This is a genomic window from Streptomyces sp. So13.3 (genome assembly GCF_005860785.2).
In the GTDB taxonomy this organism is placed as follows: domain Bacteria; phylum Actinomycetota; class Actinomycetes; order Streptomycetales; family Streptomycetaceae; genus Actinacidiphila; species Actinacidiphila fildesensis.
In genome coordinates this window covers 1,395,234-1,412,480 of sequence record NZ_CP048835.1, presented here as the reverse complement: position 1 = coordinate 1,412,480, position 17,247 = coordinate 1,395,234, and the positions used below count along the sequence as shown (strand labels likewise).

The 17,247-nt window shown below is 73.7% G+C and carries 13 protein-coding genes; 5 read left to right on the top strand and 8 right to left on the bottom strand.

Features of this window, described 5'->3' with window-relative positions; genetic code table 11:
- Positions 1-59: 59 nt before the first annotated feature.
- Complete coding sequence (locus C8250_RS06660; RefSeq protein ID WP_187144759.1) at positions 60-539, top strand: rhodanese-like domain-containing protein; 480 nt, start codon at positions 60-62, stop codon at positions 537-539.
- 66 nt (positions 540-605) lie between these two features.
- Here the strand turns inward: C8250_RS06660 and C8250_RS06655 are convergent, their stop codons facing one another.
- The 4 genes from C8250_RS06655 to C8250_RS06640 form a co-directional block, all read right to left on the bottom strand.
- Positions 606-1,130: a GNAT family protein gene (locus tag C8250_RS06655; protein WP_138357222.1), complete on the bottom strand. Its 525-nt coding sequence runs from the start codon at positions 1,128-1,130 to the stop codon at positions 606-608.
- A complete protein-coding gene (locus tag C8250_RS06650) occupies positions 1,105-2,052 on the bottom strand; it encodes an ATP-grasp domain-containing protein (protein WP_187144758.1) in 948 nt (315 codons plus the stop codon). The genes C8250_RS06655 and C8250_RS06650 overlap by 26 nt, the downstream gene beginning before the upstream one ends.
- A 131-nt stretch (positions 2,053-2,183) precedes the next feature.
- Positions 2,184-3,869 carry a DUF885 domain-containing protein gene (locus C8250_RS06645; RefSeq protein ID WP_138357221.1) on the bottom strand — a complete coding sequence of 562 codons (1,686 nt, stop codon included), beginning with the start codon at positions 3,867-3,869 and terminating at the stop codon, positions 2,184-2,186.
- Positions 3,870-3,981: 112 nt separating this feature from the next.
- Complete coding sequence (locus C8250_RS06640) at positions 3,982-4,464, bottom strand: Lrp/AsnC family transcriptional regulator (RefSeq protein WP_138357220.1); 483 nt, start codon at positions 4,462-4,464, stop codon at positions 3,982-3,984.
- 59 nt (positions 4,465-4,523) lie between these two features.
- Here C8250_RS06640 and C8250_RS06635 point away from each other — a divergent pair, with 59 nt between their 5' ends.
- The gene (locus C8250_RS06635; RefSeq protein ID WP_138357219.1) at positions 4,524-5,696 is read left to right on the top strand and encodes a PLP-dependent transferase; all 1,173 of its coding nucleotides are present in this window, start codon (positions 4,524-4,526) and stop codon (positions 5,694-5,696) included.
- On the opposite strand, the gene C8250_RS06630 is transcribed toward C8250_RS06635, so the two are convergent.
- Together C8250_RS06630 and C8250_RS06625 are read right to left on the bottom strand one after the other, a co-directional pair.
- The gene (locus C8250_RS06630) at positions 5,680-7,023 is read right to left on the bottom strand and encodes a GNAT family N-acetyltransferase (RefSeq protein WP_138357218.1); all 1,344 of its coding nucleotides are present in this window, start codon (positions 7,021-7,023) and stop codon (positions 5,680-5,682) included. The genes C8250_RS06635 and C8250_RS06630 overlap by 17 nt on opposite strands.
- Positions 7,024-7,190: 167 nt before the next feature.
- Positions 7,191-8,816 carry an alkaline phosphatase D family protein gene (locus tag C8250_RS06625; RefSeq protein WP_232485509.1) on the bottom strand — a complete coding sequence of 542 codons (1,626 nt, stop codon included), beginning with the start codon at positions 8,814-8,816 and terminating at the stop codon, positions 7,191-7,193.
- 184 nt (positions 8,817-9,000) lie between these two features.
- On the opposite strand from C8250_RS06625, the gene C8250_RS06620 reads away from it, so the two are divergent.
- From C8250_RS06620 to C8250_RS06610, 3 genes are all read left to right on the top strand, one after another.
- On the top strand, positions 9,001-10,809 hold the full coding sequence (locus C8250_RS06620; RefSeq protein WP_138357217.1) for an HSP90 family protein: 1,809 nt from the start codon (positions 9,001-9,003) through the stop codon (positions 10,807-10,809).
- Positions 10,806-13,745, top strand: a complete 2,940-nt coding sequence (locus C8250_RS06615; protein WP_138357216.1) for a tetratricopeptide repeat protein — start codon at positions 10,806-10,808, stop codon at positions 13,743-13,745. Before C8250_RS06620 ends, C8250_RS06615 begins: the two co-directional genes overlap by 4 nt.
- Before the next feature lie 98 nt (positions 13,746-13,843).
- Complete coding sequence (locus C8250_RS06610) at positions 13,844-14,254, top strand: VOC family protein (protein WP_138357215.1); 411 nt, start codon at positions 13,844-13,846, stop codon at positions 14,252-14,254.
- Positions 14,255-14,270: 16 nt separating this feature from the next.
- Here C8250_RS06610 and C8250_RS06605 read toward each other — a convergent pair whose 3' ends face one another.
- Together C8250_RS06605 and C8250_RS06600 are read right to left on the bottom strand one after the other, a co-directional pair.
- Positions 14,271-15,644 carry an MFS transporter gene (locus tag C8250_RS06605; protein ID WP_138357214.1) on the bottom strand — a complete coding sequence of 458 codons (1,374 nt, stop codon included), beginning with the start codon at positions 15,642-15,644 and terminating at the stop codon, positions 14,271-14,273.
- 145 nt (positions 15,645-15,789) lie between these two features.
- Positions 15,790-17,238, bottom strand: a complete 1,449-nt coding sequence (locus C8250_RS06600; protein WP_138357213.1) for a PLP-dependent aminotransferase family protein — start codon at positions 17,236-17,238, stop codon at positions 15,790-15,792.
- Positions 17,239-17,247: the final 9 nt, after the last annotated feature.

The following is a 17,247-nucleotide window of genomic DNA, read 5'->3' as shown; positions in this document are numbered from 1 at the left end:
AGAAAACCACCGGGGAATCTCACTTCACGGTCCCGCCCGGGTTCCGTAGATTTCCAGCCATGACACAGCTGATCGTTTCCGAGAACCCCGTCCTCCGCGTCCCCCCGGCCGCCCCCGCCGACGCGGCCGCCTACTTCGCCGCCGGCCTCGCCTTCCACGCCGACGTCTCCGACGTCGCGGCCGGTCTGCAGGCCGAGCACCCCGGATTCGTGGTCGTCGACTCCCGCAGCACCGAATCCTGGGACCAGGGCCACGTACCGGGCGCCGTCCATCTTCCGACCGCCCAGATCCCGCAGCTCGCCGCGGAGTTCCTGGACCGCTCGGTCCCGGTCGTCGTGTACTGCTGGGGCCCCGGCTGCAACGGCGCGACCCGCGCCGCCCACGCCCTGGCAACCCTCGGCTACCGGGTCAAGGAGATGCTCGGCGGCATGGAGTACTGGATCCGCGAGGGCTACGCCTTCGAGACCTTCGAGGGCGAAGCCCGCCACGAAGCGGACCCCCTCACCGCCCCGACCGGCGCCGACACCTGCGGCTGCTGACCGGCCGTGCGGCGATCGCCGGACGTGTCGGGGTCGTCGCTGCGGACGTGCGCAGGATGGGGCCGGTCAGACCGCCGGGCCGACCAGTTCGAATGCGTGCAGGTTCCCGTGGTCCGCCACGCGAGTGAAACCCGCTCGTTCCAGGACCCGTTGGGACGGGATGTTGTCCGGTTCGGTGGTCGCGAGGAGGACGCGGACGCCGGGGCGGGTGAGGGCCCATTCCGCGAGGGCCAGCAGGGCGTCGGTGGCCCAGCCGGCGCCGCGGGCGGAGATCGAGAGGTCGTAGCCGATCTCGGCGACGCCGTCGGTGGGCGGGCCGTGGAAGCCGATGCCGCCGATCGCCATGCCGTCCTCGGACCGCTGGATCGCGAACACTCCCCAGCCGGGCTGGAACACTCCGGCCGCGTCCGCCTGGACCGTCATCCCGGCGGCGCTCGTCGTGCCCTCGCCGGGTATGCCGTCGATCCAGACGAGCTCGGCGGGCTTGCCCTCGGCCAGCTGTGCGCAGTCGGCGGGCAGCTGTTCGCGCAGGGTCACCCGGCCGGATTCGAGCACCTGTCGGCCGTCATGATGGGAGGTGCGCAGGGTCATGGATCGGGACCGTCCTGTCGGAGAAGGCAAAGGATCTGCAGAGTATCCCTCGGGGCCCTCGGACGGAGGTGAGTTTTCCGGCCAGAGCCCCAGGGTCCGCGTCCGGCGGCAGATCGCTGACCTGGCCGTCCCCGACCTCGATCACCCGCCACTGCCCGTCGGCCCGCAGTGCGAGGTCGGTGGTGACGAAGCGGCAGCCGAGGGCGGCCACCAGCGGCTGTACCCGGTCCAGTGCCGGCCGTGGGCGGAGTTGCGGGGTGTCGGGGTGTGCGGTGACGAGGACCGGTTGCGCGTCCAGCCACCACACCCGTGCCTCACCGGTGTCCGTGAACTGCTCGAAGGCCCGGACGACGACTCCGCCCGCGAGGAAGTCGCCCTGCCGCTCGACGAAGCAGGCGGTGACGGCCGCGAGCCGCTCGGTGTCCGCGAGGTCGGGGACGTAACAGGCCTCGTCCCACTCGTGCTTGCGGGACTTGACGAAGTCCTTCACGATGCCGGGGCCGCCGCCCAGTGGTGCGGTGAGGGCGGCCAGCGCCGCCGTGTCCGGCGGCCGGCCGGCGTCGACGGGCAGCCAGACGCTGCGCGGCGTCAGCTCCTCGAACGTGCCGTACCAACCGGGCAGTTCATGCGCGGCGCGAAAGCGGTCCGGTTCCGTCAGCAGGGTGCAGCCGCGTGCGTCGAGCGCCTGCGCCAGGTTGCTGTAGTGGTCCCCGGGGATCATCCAGCCGCGGTACCACGCGGGTCCGGTGCCCCGCGGGACCCGGGCGACGGCAGCCGCCGGATCTCCGGCGAGCAGCGCGTCATGGTCGAGCAGCGCGACGGTCAGACCCAGTTCCCGCGCGGCCCGCGCCTCGGGTGCGAAGTGGGCGTCCGGTCGCCGCGGATTCAGCGGATCCGCGCAGAAGATGATGGTGGCCCCCATACGGGCAGCCTAGACCGGCCGTGGACGGCCACATCCGGCGGCGCCCGAGGCAGCTCCGTGCGGACGGCTGCGGAGGAGATCCGCCGCCGCCCGCACGGAAACGTTTGCGAGGCCGGGGCCCCGCCGTGTTCCTACAGGGCCGAGAGCTCGGTGACCAGGTCGTCGAGGCCCAGGGAGCCCTGGGAGAGGGCGGCCATGTGCCAGGCCTTGGCGTCGAAGGCGTCGCCGTGGGCCTTGCGGGCGGCCTCGCGGCCGGTCAGCCAGGCGCGCTCACCGAGCTTGTAGCCGATGGCCTGGCCGGGCATGCCCAGGTAGCGGATCAGCTCGCTGTCGACGAAGTCGGCGGGGCGGCCGCTGTGCAGACCGAAGAACTCCCGGCCCAGCTCCGGCGTCCAGCGCTCGCCGGGGTGGAACGGGGAGTGGGCGGGGATCTCCAGCTCCAGGTGCATACCGATGTCGACGATGATGCGGGTCGAGCGCATCATCTGCGCGTCGAGGTAGCCCAGCCGGCGCTCGGGGTCGGTGAGGAAGCCCAGCTCGTCCATGAGGCGCTCGGCGTACAGCGCCCAGCCCTCGCAGTTCGCGCTGACCAGACCGACGGTCGCCTGGTAGCGGGAGAGGGATTCCGCGACGTGCGTCCACTGGGCGAGCTGCAGGTGATGGCCGGGAACGCCCTCGTGGTACCAGGTGGAGACCAGGTCGTAGACGGGGAAGCTGGTCTGGCCCATCGTCGGCAGCCAGGTCGTGCCCGGGCGGGAGAAATCCTCCGACGGCTGCAGGTAATAAGGGGCCGCGGCGCCGCCGGGCGGGGCGATCCGAGACTCGACGCGCTTGACGCGGTCGGCCAGCTCGAAGTGCGTGCCGTCCAGAGCCTCGATGGCCTCGTCCATCAGCGACTGGAGCCAGGTCCTGACCTCCTCGACGCCCTCGATGCGGGTGCCGTGCTCCTCCAGGTGGGCCAGGGCCTCCCAAGGGGTCGCCGCGCCCGGCAGGATCTTCTCGGCCTCGGTCTTCATCTCCTCGTGGATGCGGTGGTACTCGGACCAGCCGTACGCGTAGGCCTCGTCGAGATCGAGGTCGGTGCCGTTCCAGTACCGCGACCAGCGGGCGTAGCGCTCGCGGCCGACGGTCTCCGGCGCGCCCTCGACGCTCGGGGCGTAGGTGTCGCGCAGCCAGTCGCGCAGCGCCACGAGGGCTTCGGTGGCCCCGGCGGCGGCAGCGTCGAGCTCACCGCGCAGCTCCTCGGGGCCCGGCGCGGCAATCGTCCCGAAGTAGCTGCTGTCGGTGCCGATCCAGCCGGTCAGCTGGCCGATGACGGTCGTCACCTGGAGGGGGCCGGCCGGGAGCTTGCGGTCGAGGCCTCCGGCGAGCGAGGCGCGGTAGCCCTCCAGTGCGGCCGGGACGGCGCGCAGCCGGGCGGCGATCGCGGTCCAGTCCTCCGTGGTCTCGGCGGGGGTGACGCTGAAGACCTCGCGCATCGAGTGCAGCGGCGAGTGGATGTTGCTGACCGCGCGCAGCCCTTCCGCGGCCTCGTGCACGGCGAGTTCGGCGTTGAGCCGCTCGCGCAGCAGCCGGGCGCAGCGCCGCTCCGCGTCGGTGTCCGCGCCCGGCTGCGCCTCGGCCTGGGTCAGCAGGTCCAGCGTGGTGCGGGCGAGGTCGGCGACGGCGCTCGTCCCGGCGGGGGAGTAGTCGGGCAGAAAGGAATTGCTCTGCGCGATGCCGAGGTAGGTACCCATGATCGGGTCGAGTTCGATGAGGTGGTCGACGTACGCGTCGGCCACCTGGCGGGGCAGCGGGCTGCTGGTATTCGTGGACATACGGCCATCCTCGTACGAACGGGCCCGCCGCGTCATCATTCTTCTTGGCTACGTACCTGTCGGCGGGCGGCCGCGCTGCCGGCGCCGCCGTCCAGAGCCCGCGGCCCGGCGGTCAGGCGCCCGGGACGGGCGGCAGCAGGGGGCCGCAGTCCCACTGCTGGAAGATCAGCCGGGTCTCCACCCGGGCGACCTCGCGGCGCGAGGTGAACTCGTCGATCACCAGCCGCTGCAGATCGGACGTACCGGTCACCGCGACATGGACGAGGTAGTCGTCGGGGCCGGTGAGGTGGAACAGCGCCCGCGTCTCGGGGAGGGCGCGGATCCGGGCCACGAACGGGCTGATCAGCTCCCTGCGGTGCGGCCGTACCTGCACCGACAGCAGCGCCTCGAGGCCGCGTCCGAGCTTGGCGGGATCCAGTCGCAGTTCATGGCCGAGGATCACTCCGGTACGGCGCAGCCGTGCCACGCGGTCCAGACAGGTGGACGGGGCGACGCCGACCGCCGTCGCGAGATCGCGGTTGGTGGTCCGGGAATCGTTCTGCAGGACCCGGAGAATCTCGAGATCGATCGGATCCAAAGTGACGGAATCGGTCATCGGCCGAACGTAGCACGGGATGCGGTCACCGATGGGCGCCGATTGTTCAGGCTCTGGGCATGGAACAACACACTGTGGCACCGCCTCGTTCTCTGGCCACCGAAGCGGTGCACGCCGGCCGCGAGGACCTCGCCGGGCTCGGCGTGCACGCCGTACCCCTGGATCTGTCGACCACGTACCCGTCGTACGACAGCCGGGGCGAGGCCGCCCGGCTCGATGTGTTCGCCGCCACCGGCGCCCGGCTGGAGGGCCCGCCCGTCTACGGCCGGCTGGACAATCCGACCGTCAGCCGCTTCGAGACCGCCCTGGCCCGGCTCGAAGGCACCGACGACGCGGTCGCCTTCGCCAGTGGCATGGCCGCCCTGACCGCCTGCCTGCTGGCGCGCGGCTCCCTGGGCCTGCGGCACGTCGTCGCGGTCCGCCCGCTGTACGGGTGCAGTGACCATCTGCTGTCCGGCGGGCTGCTGGGCACCGAGGTGACCTGGGTGGACCCGGCGGGCATCGCCGAAGCGATCCGGCCCGACACCGGGCTGGTCCTGGTCGAGACCCCCGCCAACCCGACCCTCGCCGAACTGGACCTGCGGGCGATAGCGCACGCCTGCGGAACGGTGCCGCTGCTCGCGGACAACACCTTCGCGACGCCGGTGCTGCAGCGCCCCGCCGAGCTCGGCGCGAGCATCGTGCTGCACAGCGCGACCAAGTACCTCGGCGGTCACGGCGATGTGCTCGGCGGGGTGGTGGCCTGCGACGAGGAGTTCGCCCGGCTGCTGCGCAAGGTCCGGTTCGCCACCGGCGGCGTCCTGCACCCGCTGGCCGGCTATCTGCTGCTGCGCGGGCTGTCGACGCTGCCGGTACGGATGCGCGCCGCCTCGCAGAGCGCCGAAGTGCTCGCCGGGCGGCTGGCCGCCGACCCGCGGGTGGCGGCGGTGCACTACCCGCGGATCGGCGGCGCCATGGTCGCGTTCGAGGTGCACGGCGACCCGCACGAGGTGATCGCCGCGGTCCGGCTGATCACCCCGGCGGTCAGCCTCGGCAGTGTCGACACCCTCATCCAGCACCCGGCCTCGATCAGCCACCGCGTCGTCGACGAGCGGGACCGCCGGGCGGCGGGCGTCAGTGACCGGCTGCTGCGGATGTCGGTCGGCCTGGAGGACGTCGAGGACCTGTGGCGCGACCTCGACGGCGCGCTGCGGGCCTCGGTCCTCGCCGAGTCGGTCAGTTCCGGCTCGTGACCTTCGGCGAGGACGGCACGCCCGACGGTGTCAGCGTCGCGGTGATCACCAGCGTGCCGTCCTCGACCTGGTAGTCCAGCGGGAGTCCCAGATCGCGCATGGTCGCCACCATGCCGGTGTTGTTCGCCTGCGTCACGGCGTAGACGCTGCCCCGGCCCGCCTCGACGGCGTGGCCGACGAGCTTGCGCAGCAGTTCCGCGCCGATGCCGCGGCGCTGCCAGTCGTCCTCGACCAGCAGGGCGACCTCGTTCTCGTCGCCGTCCCACAGCAGGTGCGCCAGCGCGACCAGCCGGCCCGACGCCGTCTCGACGGCCAGCGTCCGGCCGAAGCGCGGGCTGAGCAGGTGCTTCAGATAGCGGTCCGCGTCGGGGACCGGGCCGTGATAGCGCTGCGCGAGCGTCTCCGGGGAGCAGCGGTCGTGCATGGCGCGGGCCGCGGGCAGGTCCTCGGGGCCGGCCCGGCGGATCGTGATCTCGTTGCCCTCCGGCAGCGTCAGCACGTCCTTGCTCTCCGGCATCCGGACGCCCAGCCGCGAGTCGAGTTCCACCAGGGCCCGCGCCCTGGCGAACTCGGTCGGGGTGAACGGCAGGTATGCCCGCTCGACGGTGATCGTGCCGCCGGACGGGTCGCGCAGCGTCATCACGGTCTCGGTCAGGGAGTCCTCCGGTGCCGGGGTGCCGTCCTTCGCGGCCGGGACCGAGCGGATCGTGCACCGGCCGAAGAGCTGGCGCAGGGCGAGCGGCAGCTCCGCGGCGTCCAGGGCGGTGCGGGTGGCGAGCGTGAGCATCCTGGTGGGGGTGTCCACCAGGTCGTGGGCGTCGGCCCGCTCCGTCCAGGTGTCGCGTCCGCCGGCCGCCCCGACGACCTGGGACAGCGCGAGGGCCGGTACCGATCCAGGTGCCCGGAGCAGGAACTCGTCGACCGTGCCGTCGGCCAGCGGGTGGGTCTGCAGCGTCAGGATGTCGACGCCGGCGTCGGCCAGCGCCATGCACACCGAGCCCAGGCTGCCGGGGGTGTCGCGCACCGTGGTGCGCAGCCGCCACAGCGTCGCCGGGCCCGGTTCGTCGGCCCGGTCCGCCGGAGCCGGTCCGGGGGGCGCATGACTGTGGCGGCGTGCCCACCATGTGTGGAATCCGGCCGTCGCCAGCAGTGCGACGGCCGAGGCGGCCAGCAGGACGGGCCCCTCCGGACCGTGCACCACCACATTGGACACCAGGTCCGCGGTGGCCACCGCGGTGAAGAGGGCGGCGAGTTCCACCAGGTCGCGCCGCCAGTGGTGGCGGTGGGCGCGGGAGGGGCGTGGGTTCGACGGAGTCAGCTGAGGCATGAGAACACCATGTCGAACATGTGTTGCGTGATCACGAACGTTCTATGACCGGTGGGTTAAGGGTGATTCCTGGTGGTTAATTTGCGCTTTCAACGGTTTTGCCGCCTGCCGGGCGGTGTCCCGCGACCGGCAGACGGCAAAACCGCGGACGCGGCGGGCCGGGTGCCCTACTGGCCGACGCGGCCGGGCTGCAGCACCTTGGTGAACAGCACCGTGCCGTCCTGCTCACGCAGCCGCACCGTCAGCTCGCCCGACTGCCCGTCGATGTCGACCTGACCGAAGAACTGGTACCCCTCGGCGGGCGAGACGTTGGCGCGCTCGGGCGCCTTGACGAAGACCCGCTCGGGACCGAAGGTGCCGTCCAGTGCGCTGGCCGGGAATGCGCCGGCGTTCAGTGGGCCGGAGACGAACTCCCAGAACGGCGCGAAGTCCGTGAACGCCGCGCGGGACGGCTGGTAGTGCTGCGCGGACGTGTGGTGCACATCGGCCGTCAGCCACACCGTGCCGGTGATCCGCCGGTGCTTGACGAACCGCAGCAGCTCGGCGATCTGCAACTCACGTCCGAGCGGGGCACCCGGATCGCCCTGCGCGACCGCCTCGATGTTCGGCTTGCCCTCCGTGGTGTCCGGCACCACCAGGCCCAGCGGCATGTCGGCGGCGATCACCTTCCACACCGCGCGGGACCGGGACAGCTCCCGCTTCAGCCACTCCAGCTGCGCCCGCCCGAGGATGCCCTGCTCGTCCTGCGTCTGGGTGTCGGGGGAGTTGGCGTTGCGGTAGGTGCGCATGTCCAGCACGAAGACGTCCAGCAGCGGGCCGTGGTGCTGCACCCGCTGGACGCGCCCGTCGGCGTTCGGCCGCAGCGTCGAGATCGGGAAGTACTCGGAGAACGCGCGACGGGAGCGGGCCGCCAGCACGTCCACGCTCTTCTGGGCGTACCGCGCGTCGTCCATGATCTCGCCCGGGTACCAGTTGTTGCGCACCTCGTGGTCGTCCCACTGGATGACCGAGGGCACCCGGGCGTTGAAGGCGCGCAGCTTGTCGTCGAGCAGGTTGTAGCGGAAGGCGCCGCGGAACTCCGCGAGCGTCTCGGCGACCTTGGACTTCTCCGGGGTGGTGAGGTTGCGGTAGACCCGGCCGTCGGGCAGCGCCGCGGTGGGCGCGATCGGGCCGTCGGCGTAGATGTTGTCCCCGCTGCACAGGAAGAAGTCCGGGTCGAGCCGGCCCATCGCCTCGTAGATGCGGTAGCCGCCGATGTCCGGGTTGATGCCCCAGCCCTGCCCGGCGAGGTCTCCCGACCACAGGAAGCGCACATCGTCGCGGCGCCGTGCCGACGGGGTGCGGAAGGTGCCGTCCATGGGTGCGCCGGTACGCCGGTGGCCGTCCGGATCGGCCAGCAGCACCCGGTAATGGATCTGTTCGCCGGACGGCAGCCCACGCAGCGAGGTCGTGCCGGTGAAGTCGGTGTCAGGACCCAGCAGCGGGCCCTGCCAGCGGCGCGCGTCGCGGAAGGTGCCGCTGACCGACGTCTCCACGACCATCCGGGCCGGCCGGTCCGCCCGTACCCACACCAGACCGGACGTGGCCGTGACATCGCCGCTCTGCACACCCCACGGCGCGGCCGGCCGTCCCGACAGGGCCAGCGCGGGCGCCGCCGTCACGGCGGGAACGAGCAGCGCTCCTGCCGCGGCCAGGCCGCCGCCGAGGACCGTCCGGCGGTCCACCCCGGTGGCCGAAGGCCGCGACTGCGGCGAACCCTGTTCCCGGTGTGCTGTGTTCGGCATCTGCGACATGTGCGACTCCTGCTGCTCGGCTGCCCCTGCGTCGTCCCCGTTCCTACTGGTCCCGGATGCCGTCCGGTCGAACGGCCGGTGAACACGGCGCCCGGGGCGGACCGGACCGCGCACCGAAACCCATGGTCAACACCGGGGCAGCGCCCTACGATGGCCGGAATTCATCCCCTGTACGGCTGAGACGATGACTGCTGATCACATACCGCACACCTTCCAGGTCGATCTCCGCGGACTGGTGGACCTGCTCTCCCACCACCTCTACTCCAGCCCCAAGGTCTACCTGCGGGAACTGCTGCAGAACGCCGTTGACGCGATCACGGCGCGTCGTGCCGAACAGCCGGACGCGCCCGCTCGGGTGCGGCTGTACGCCGGGGAGGGCCGGCTGCGGGTCGAGGACAGCGGCATCGGTCTCACCGAGAGCGACGTCCACACCCTGCTGGCCACCATCGGCCGCAGCTCCAAGCGCGACGGCCTGGAGTCGGCGCGCGCCGAATTCCTCGGCCAGTTCGGCATCGGACTGCTCGCGTGCTTCGTCGTCGCCGGGGAGATCCGCGTCGTCAGCCGTTCCGCCCGCACCCCCGACGCCCCGCCGGTGGAGTGGACGGCCCGCGACGACGGCTCCTACACCGTCCGCACCCTGCCGTCGGACGCGCGCACCGAACCCGGCACCACGGTGTACCTCAGCGCCCGGCCCGGAGCCGCCGAGTGGCTGGAACCCGCCCGCGTCATCGCCCTCGCCCGGGACTTCGGCTCGCTGCTGCCCTACGACGTCCGCGTCGGGGACGAACCGGTCACCGATCTGCCCGCGGTGTGGGAACGCCCGCACTCCAGCCCGGCCGCCCGGCGGATCGCGCTGGCCCGGCACTGCCACGAGCAGTTCGGCTTCACCCCGCTGGACGCCATCGACCTGGACGTGCCGCTCGCCGGCGTCCGCGGTGTCGCCTACGTGCTGCCGGAGGCCGTCAGCCCCGCCCGGCGCGCGGGCCACCGCGTCCACCTCAAGGGCATGCTGCTCACCGAACGGGCGGACGACCTGCTGCCGGACTGGGCGTTCTTCGTCCGGTGCGTCATCGACACCGACAGCCTGCGCCCCACCGCGTCCCGCGAGAGCCTGTACGCCGACGAGACCCTGGCCGCCGTCCGCGACGCCCTCGGCGGACGCATCCGCGAGTGGCTGACCGCGCTCGCCGCGGGAGACCCCGAACAGCTCGGGCAGTTCCTGTCCGTGCACCACCTCGGGGTGAAGTCGCTGGCCCGGCACGACCCGGAGATGTTCGGCGTCATGCTGCCGTGGCTGCCGTTCGAGACCACCGACGGACGGCTGTCGCTCGAGGAGTTCGCCCGGCGCCACCCGGTCGTGCACTTCACCCGCACCGTCGAGGAGTACCGGCAGGTCGCGCCCATCGCGTCGGCCCAGGGCATCGGGGTTGTCAACGGCGGCTACACCTACGACGCCGACCTCGTCGAACTGCTGCCGCGGGTACGGCCGGGCACCGCCGTCGCGGAACTCGACGCCGACACCGTCACCGCACACCTGGACGCCGTCGACCCCGCGGAGGAGCTCGCGCTGGCCGGGTTCCTCACCGCTGCGCGCACCCGGCTCGACGCCCTGGGCTGCGACGTCGTGCTGCGCACCTTCCACCCGCTGACCGTCCCCGCCCTGCACCTCGACGACCGCGCCGCCCGGTTCGAACGCGCCCGCGCCGAGGAGGAGACCCAGGCGGACGGGCTGTGGGCCGGCATCCTGGGCTCGCTGCGCGGCTCCGCGCCACGTGCCCGGCTCGTCCTCAACCACCACAACCCGCTGGTCCGCCGGATCAGCGCCCTCGACGACCCCGAACTCGCCGGCACCGCCACCGAGGCGCTGTACGGACAGGCCCTGATGCTGGCCCAGCGCCCGCTGCGCCCGGCCGACTCGGCACTGATCAACCGTGCGTTCCTGGACCTGCTGCAGTGGGCCACGCACCCCGAAGGCCAGGAGGAGAGCCGATGACGGCGGCCGTCCACGAGATCCACCGGGCGCTGGAGGAGAACCGCTCCGCCCGCAACGGCACCGTGCGCAACGCCCGCGCCGAGGAACTGGTGGCGCTCGCCGAGACCACCGGCGACCGGCCGCTGCTGCTGGACGCGCTCTTCGATCTCGTCAGCGCCTACGAGTACAGCACCGAGCGCGCCAAGATGTTCGTGCCGTTCTCCCGACTGCTGCGGATGTGGGACGAGCACCCGGAGGACTTCGGCGAGCGCGCCGTCCACCAGCTGCACTGGCGCTTCAAATGGGTGAGCACCGGCATGATCGGCTACTCCGACATCCCGCTGGAGCCCATCCGACGGTGGCTGGTGGAGATGGGCCGCCGCTACGCCCTGGGCGGCTACTCGCAGCGGCCCGTACACGCCGCCGAGTACAGCCTGGCCCGGCACACCGGCGACACGGCCACAGCCATCCGCTCGCTGGCCGCCTGGACCGCCGCCGACCGCGACATCATGAGCGACTGCCGGGCCTGCGAACTCAACGACGAGGGCGAGTGGCACGCCGACCGGGGCGAGGACGAACGCGCCGTCGCCGCCTGGGCGCCGGTGCTGGCGGGCGAGCACAACTGCCAGGAGGAACCACACCGCATCCTGTCGCTGTCCCTGCTGCCCCTGGTCCGGCTCGGGCGCACCGACGAGGCCCGCGGGAACCATCTGCGCGGCTACCGGCTGGCCCGGGGCAACGAGAGCCTGCTGCCCTCCATCGGCAGGCACATCGAGTTCTGCGCACTGACCGGCAACGAGGCACGCGGCCTGGAGATCCTCGCCGAACACACCGCGCACCTGGAGGGCGACGGAACGCCCCTGTCCCGGCTGCACTTCCTGGGAGCCGCCGCCGTCCTGCTGCGCCGGCTCACCGCGCTCGGCCACGGCGACCGTCCCGTCCCCGCGCCCGGGGCGACGACGCGCACCGCGGCCGAACTCCTCACCCGCACCGAAGCCGCCATCGCCGGCCTCGCCCGCGGCTTCGACGAGCGCAACGGCACGGACACCGTCAGCACCTGGGTGGCGGAACGCCTCGCCGGCACCCCGCTGCTCGACCGGCTGCCGCTCGGGGTGCGCGCCGCGCGCCTGCCGGAAACGGCACCGGCCGCGGCGCCCGCAGTGCCGTCCGCAGACGCTGCCGCGGACCGGAGTGACGACCTCACGGAGCTGATCGCCCGCGCCCGCGAGCTCAGCAGGGAGCAGCGCGAGGCTGCCCACGCGGCGTGGGCCGCGGTCGGCCGCGCCGCCGACCGCACCGGGACCCCGCTGGACCCGATGGCCCACGCCGAAGTCGCCGACCACGCCGGCATGGACAGCCTCGACGACCCGCCGGCCGCGCTCGCGCTGCTGACCGCGGCCGCGGCGGACTTCGAGGCGGCCGGGGAGTACGGGGAAGCCGCCGCGTGCCGCGGCCGCGCCGCCTACGCCATGGCGCTCGCCGGAACCGTGCGGCCCGCCCTCGCCGCGGCCGACGCCGCCTGCGAACAGCTCAGGGAGCTGCACGCCAAGGAGCGGGCCACCACCCGCCAGCTCACCGGCGCGCTCCTGTTGCGCGCCCGGATCAGGCTGGGAACGGTCGGACAGGCCGCCGACCCCCAGGCGGCCGCGGCCGCCGTGGAGGCCGAGGTCTCCGACATCCTGGTCCTGGCCGAGGCCCACCGTGACGAGGACCGCGTCCTCGGCCGGATCGCCGACGCGACCTGCCTGCTCGGCCGGCTCGTCGCCGGCCGCGGCGATGTCCGGGGCGCGGCCGAGGCGTTCACCCGGGCCTCCGCACTGCACCAGGAGGCCGGACGCCCCTGGCTCGCCGTCGAGGGCGAGGCGATGCTCTCCGAGCTCGCCCTGAACCACGGCGATCCGCACACCGCCGCCCGCGCGGCCCGCTCCGCGCTCGACCTCGGCACCGAGTTCCTCACCCCCGCGCACCACGCCCATCTGCACACCGTCCTCGCCCAGGCGCTCGCCGACACCGGCCAGGACGACGAGGCCGCCGACCACGCGCTGGAAGGCGCGCACTGGGCCGACGAGGCGGGGGACGGCGACGACACCGGCGGCTGGGCCCGGCTCGTGCTCGGTGGGGCGCTGAACCGCCTCGGCCGCGCCGCCGAAGCGGCCGCCGTCCTGGAGACCGCGCTGCCCGACCTGCGCGCGGCGCACCACGAGGGCCGGGTCGTTCAGGCCCGGTGGTGGCTGGGCGAATGCCTGCTGCAGCTGGACGAACCCCGCGCGGCCGCCGAGCAGTTCCTGCTCGCCGCGGAGATCGCCAAGGACTGGGAGGAACAGCAGGACCACGCGAATCTCGCCCACCTCGCCGCCGACGCCCTCAACCGCGCCGGGCTCGACGACCAGGCCGTCCAGGCGTACGAGCGCGCGGAACAGCTGTGGCGCGCCCTCGGGCGGACCCCGTTGGTGGTGCGCGCACTGCGCGCCCGCGCGTGGATCGAGCTGCGCGAGGGCCGGCCGGGGCTGCCCGCCGCCCGCCGGGCGATGGAGTCCGCCGCAGAGACCGCCGCCGCTGCGCTCGCCGCGGCCACCGACGAGCACGAGCGGGACATGCTGCGGGCCGACCTCGCCGACACCCACCTCCAGACCGGCCAACTCCTGGCCCGCGGCTGCCCCGCCGAACCCGGGGACACGGACACCGACGGCTCCGCCCGCGCGGCCTACGAGGAGGCACTCGTGCACACCGGGCGGGCCGCCGCGACCTACGGGTCCCGCGACGGCCGCTCCGCCGCACAGCTGGTCGCGGCCTGGATCGAGGCCGACCTCGGCCGGCCCGACGCCGCCGCGGACCGGGCGCGGGCGGTGCTCGCCGACTACGGCGACGAGGAGGGCGAGACGGCCGAACGGCGGCGTGCCGAAGCCGGGTCCGTCCTCGACCGCACGAAGCAGCCGGACGCGGATCCCGCTCCCTGATCCCTTGGGCCCGGGGCCGATCGCGCGGATGATCAACGGCCCGGTAGGTTCCTCGATATCGGGTCGCCGCGGGTGGCGGCCCCAGGGCAGGGGGTTTCATGGCAGCCAACGGCACGGCACACGTCCGCATCGCGCGGCCGTCGAAGGATCTGGCGGCGGCCGAACGCTTCTGGATCGGCGGTCTCGGCCTCGATGTGCTCTACCGCCATGAAGGGGACGGCACCCCCGGCGACCACTCCCTGCTGATGGCCGGCTGGCCGGACGCGGCCTGGCACCTGGAGCTGGTGCACGACCCCGGACAGCCGGTCGAGCCCCGGCCGACGGCCGAGGACCTGCTCGTCGTCTACCTCGACGGCGAGGTCTCGGCCGACCTCCTCGCCCGCCTGCTGGAGCACGGCGGCACCCGCGTGCCCGCGCACAACCCGTACTGGGACCAGTGGGGCGTCACGATCGAGGACGCGGACGGCTACCGCCTGGTCCTGTCGACCCGCCAGTGGTCCAACTCCTGACGCGCACGGCCGTGCGCTAGACCGAGGTGAGCTGCGCCGCCGGTTCCTCGCGGAGGGCCGGTGGCGCGGCCGCCGGCGGGACGAGTACCGCTTCCGGCACGGGCATCGGGGCGACCTCGATATCGGTCACCACCAGTTCGGTGCCGCCCAGTTCTGGCACGGCCCCCGCAGGGGCGCCGGCCGCGCCCGCGACAGCCGCCGCGGCCGCGCCGCCGCGCCGACGGACGGTGCCCGGCAGCAGGACGCGGCCGCCGCTGTGCAGTGCGACCGCGGTGAGCGGCACGGCGGTGGCGAACAGCACGCAGGCCAGTACGGCGCCCATGACCGGGTAGCCGGCATGACCGGCGAGCAGCGTCCCGGCCAGCGGTCCGCACGCGACGCCGAGGTTGGAGGCGGAACCGGCCAGCACGGCCCAGCGGCCCTGCCCGTCGAGTGAGGCGGCCAGGCCGATCAGGTAGGAGAGCACCACGGGGTAGACGGTGTTCCAGAGCACCTCGCCGGTCGCGAACGGCACGGCTCCGCCGGCCGAGGCGCTCACCGCGACACAGGTGGCGATGACCGCGGTGCCCACACCGATCGGGACGGCGCGGCCGAGCCGGGAGCCGAGCGCGCCCGCCGCGCCGACTCCGGCCAGACCGCCACCGAGGGCGACGGCGAAGACCAGGCCGAGCGCGGCCTCGGAGAGTCCGGCCCGGTCGAGGCCGATGCGTCCGCTCACGCCCCACAGGGCGTTCTGCGCCATCGACCAGCACAGCATGGCGACGGCCAGCACGGCGCCGGCGCGGCGGTGCGGCAGCCGGGCCGGGACGCCGGCGTCGGGGCGCGGTGACGCCACCCGGTCCGGTGCGGCCGGCAGCCGCCCGGCCGCGGGCAGCGCCAGCGCGGCGGCGCAGGCGATGGCGGCGAACGGCAGCGCGTGGCCGCCACCGAGTCGCGGCAGCACCAGGTACAGCGCGCCGGCCGTCGCCGAGGTGGTCAACAGGCCCAGTACCGAGGCGCGGTGCGGGTCCTGGCGGGCGGCGATCCCGACGGCGGCGACCGCGGTCGCCGTCCCGGAGCCGAAGCCGCCGATGACGCAGCCGGCGACCACCAGCGGAACGTGGGACGTGCCGGCGGCGAGGGCGAAGCCCGCCACCATGAGCAGCAGGCCGGCGCGGGCGAGGCGGACGGGCCCCAGGCGGTCCACGCGGGAGGCGAGGGTCAGTCCGGCACCGGCCGACGAGAGCAGCAGTGCGCTGCCGACAGCGCCCGCATGGGCGCTGCTCAGGCCGAGGCCACCGGGGGAGGAACCGAGGTGCCCGACGATGGTGGGCAGCAGATAGGCGGCGAGATACCCGGCGGCGAAGACCGCGACCAGGGGCAGGACCGCCGCGCGGGGGCGCGGAGGCATGGGCGTACCTCTCAACAGGACGAAGGCCAAAAGGGGGTGGAGCGCCTATCGACCGACAGGAACGCGCTGCGTCATATCTATCAAGTGGGACGACTGCGACAGAGGGGGGTATCGAGAAGTTAAACCTGCCGTTGCCGATTCGAGATCAAAGCCCCCCGGCCAGCAGGGCGACCGACCGTTCGATGTCCGCCGGCGACAGGTGCGCGTACCCCATGACGAGGCGCACCCGGCCGTCGTCCGCACCGCCGCCGCGCACGGTGTAGTCGGACAGCGGCCGTACCGCGACACCCGCCGCCGCGGCCGCCGCCAGGAAGCGCGGCTCGGGTCCGTAGCGCGCGGGCAGGGCCGCGATCACATGCAGTCCGGCCGCGATGCCGCTGACCCGCGCCCCGGGGAAGTGCCGTTCCAGCGCCTCGGCCAGGGTGTTGCGGCGGATGCGGTACAGGCGCTGGCAGCGCCGCAACTGCCGGTCGTAGTGGCCGCCGGAGATGAACTCCGCCAGGACGGCCTGCTCGGTCACCGGATTGCCGAGGTCCATCGTCCGCTTGCGTGCCGCGACCTCGGCCGCGAGCTCCGCCGGTGCGACCAGCCAGCCCAGCCGCAGTCCGGGAGCCAGCGATTTGCTGACGGATCCGGTGTAGGCGACCCGGCCGGGGGCCAGGCCCTGGAGGGCGCCGACGGGCGCCCGGTCGTAGCGGAAGTCCCCGTCGTAGTCGTCCTCGATCAGCAGTCCGCCGCTCTCCCGGGCCCAGTCGGCGAGTTCACCGCGCCGCCGGGCCGTGTACGCCACCCCCGAAGGGAACTGGTGGGCCGGGGTGACCACGGCCGCCCGCACCCCGGTGGCGGCCAGCGCCGCCGGGTCCAGGCCGTCACAGTCCACCGGCACCGGCACTGCCGCCAGCCCCGCCGCCGCGAACAGCGCCGTGTGTTCGGGGCTGCCCGGATCCTCCACCGCCACCCGGCGCTCCCCGCGGTCCCGCAGGACCAGGCCGATCAGGGTGTGCGCCTGCGCCACCCCGGAGCACACCACGACCCGGTCCGGTTCCACCGCGACCCCACGGCGGCGGGCCAGCAGATCGGTGAGCGCGGCCCGCAGTTCGGGCAGCCCGCGGGGATCGGGGTAGCCGAACGCCCGGTGCGGCAGCCGCGTCAGCACCCTGCGGTGGGCGGCCGACCAGGCGGCGCGCGGGAAGAGCGACAGATCCGGCAGCCCCGGCCGGAAGTCCGTGGGGCCGCCCCGGTCGTCCGCCGCGAACGGTCCGGGGGCGGGCGCCACGGGACCCGCGCACGCACTGGTCACCCACGTCCCGGAGCCCTGCCGGCCGCTCAGATACCCCTCCGCGGTCAGCTGCGTGTACGCGTCCGTCACCAGCCCGCGCGACACCCGCAGATCGGCGGCCAGCTCCCGGCTCGACGGCAGTTGGGTGCCGGGCGTCAGCCGGCCCGACCGCACCGCGTCGCGCAGCGCCCCCTGCAGCGCGCGGCCACGGCTGCGCGCCGGGGCGGCCGCCGAAGGGAGCAGCAGCTCCCAGGCGGCGGTCCCGCCCGCTCCGTCACCGTCGCCGTCGTCGGAAGTGGTCCTCGAAGCTGCCATGGGATTGGA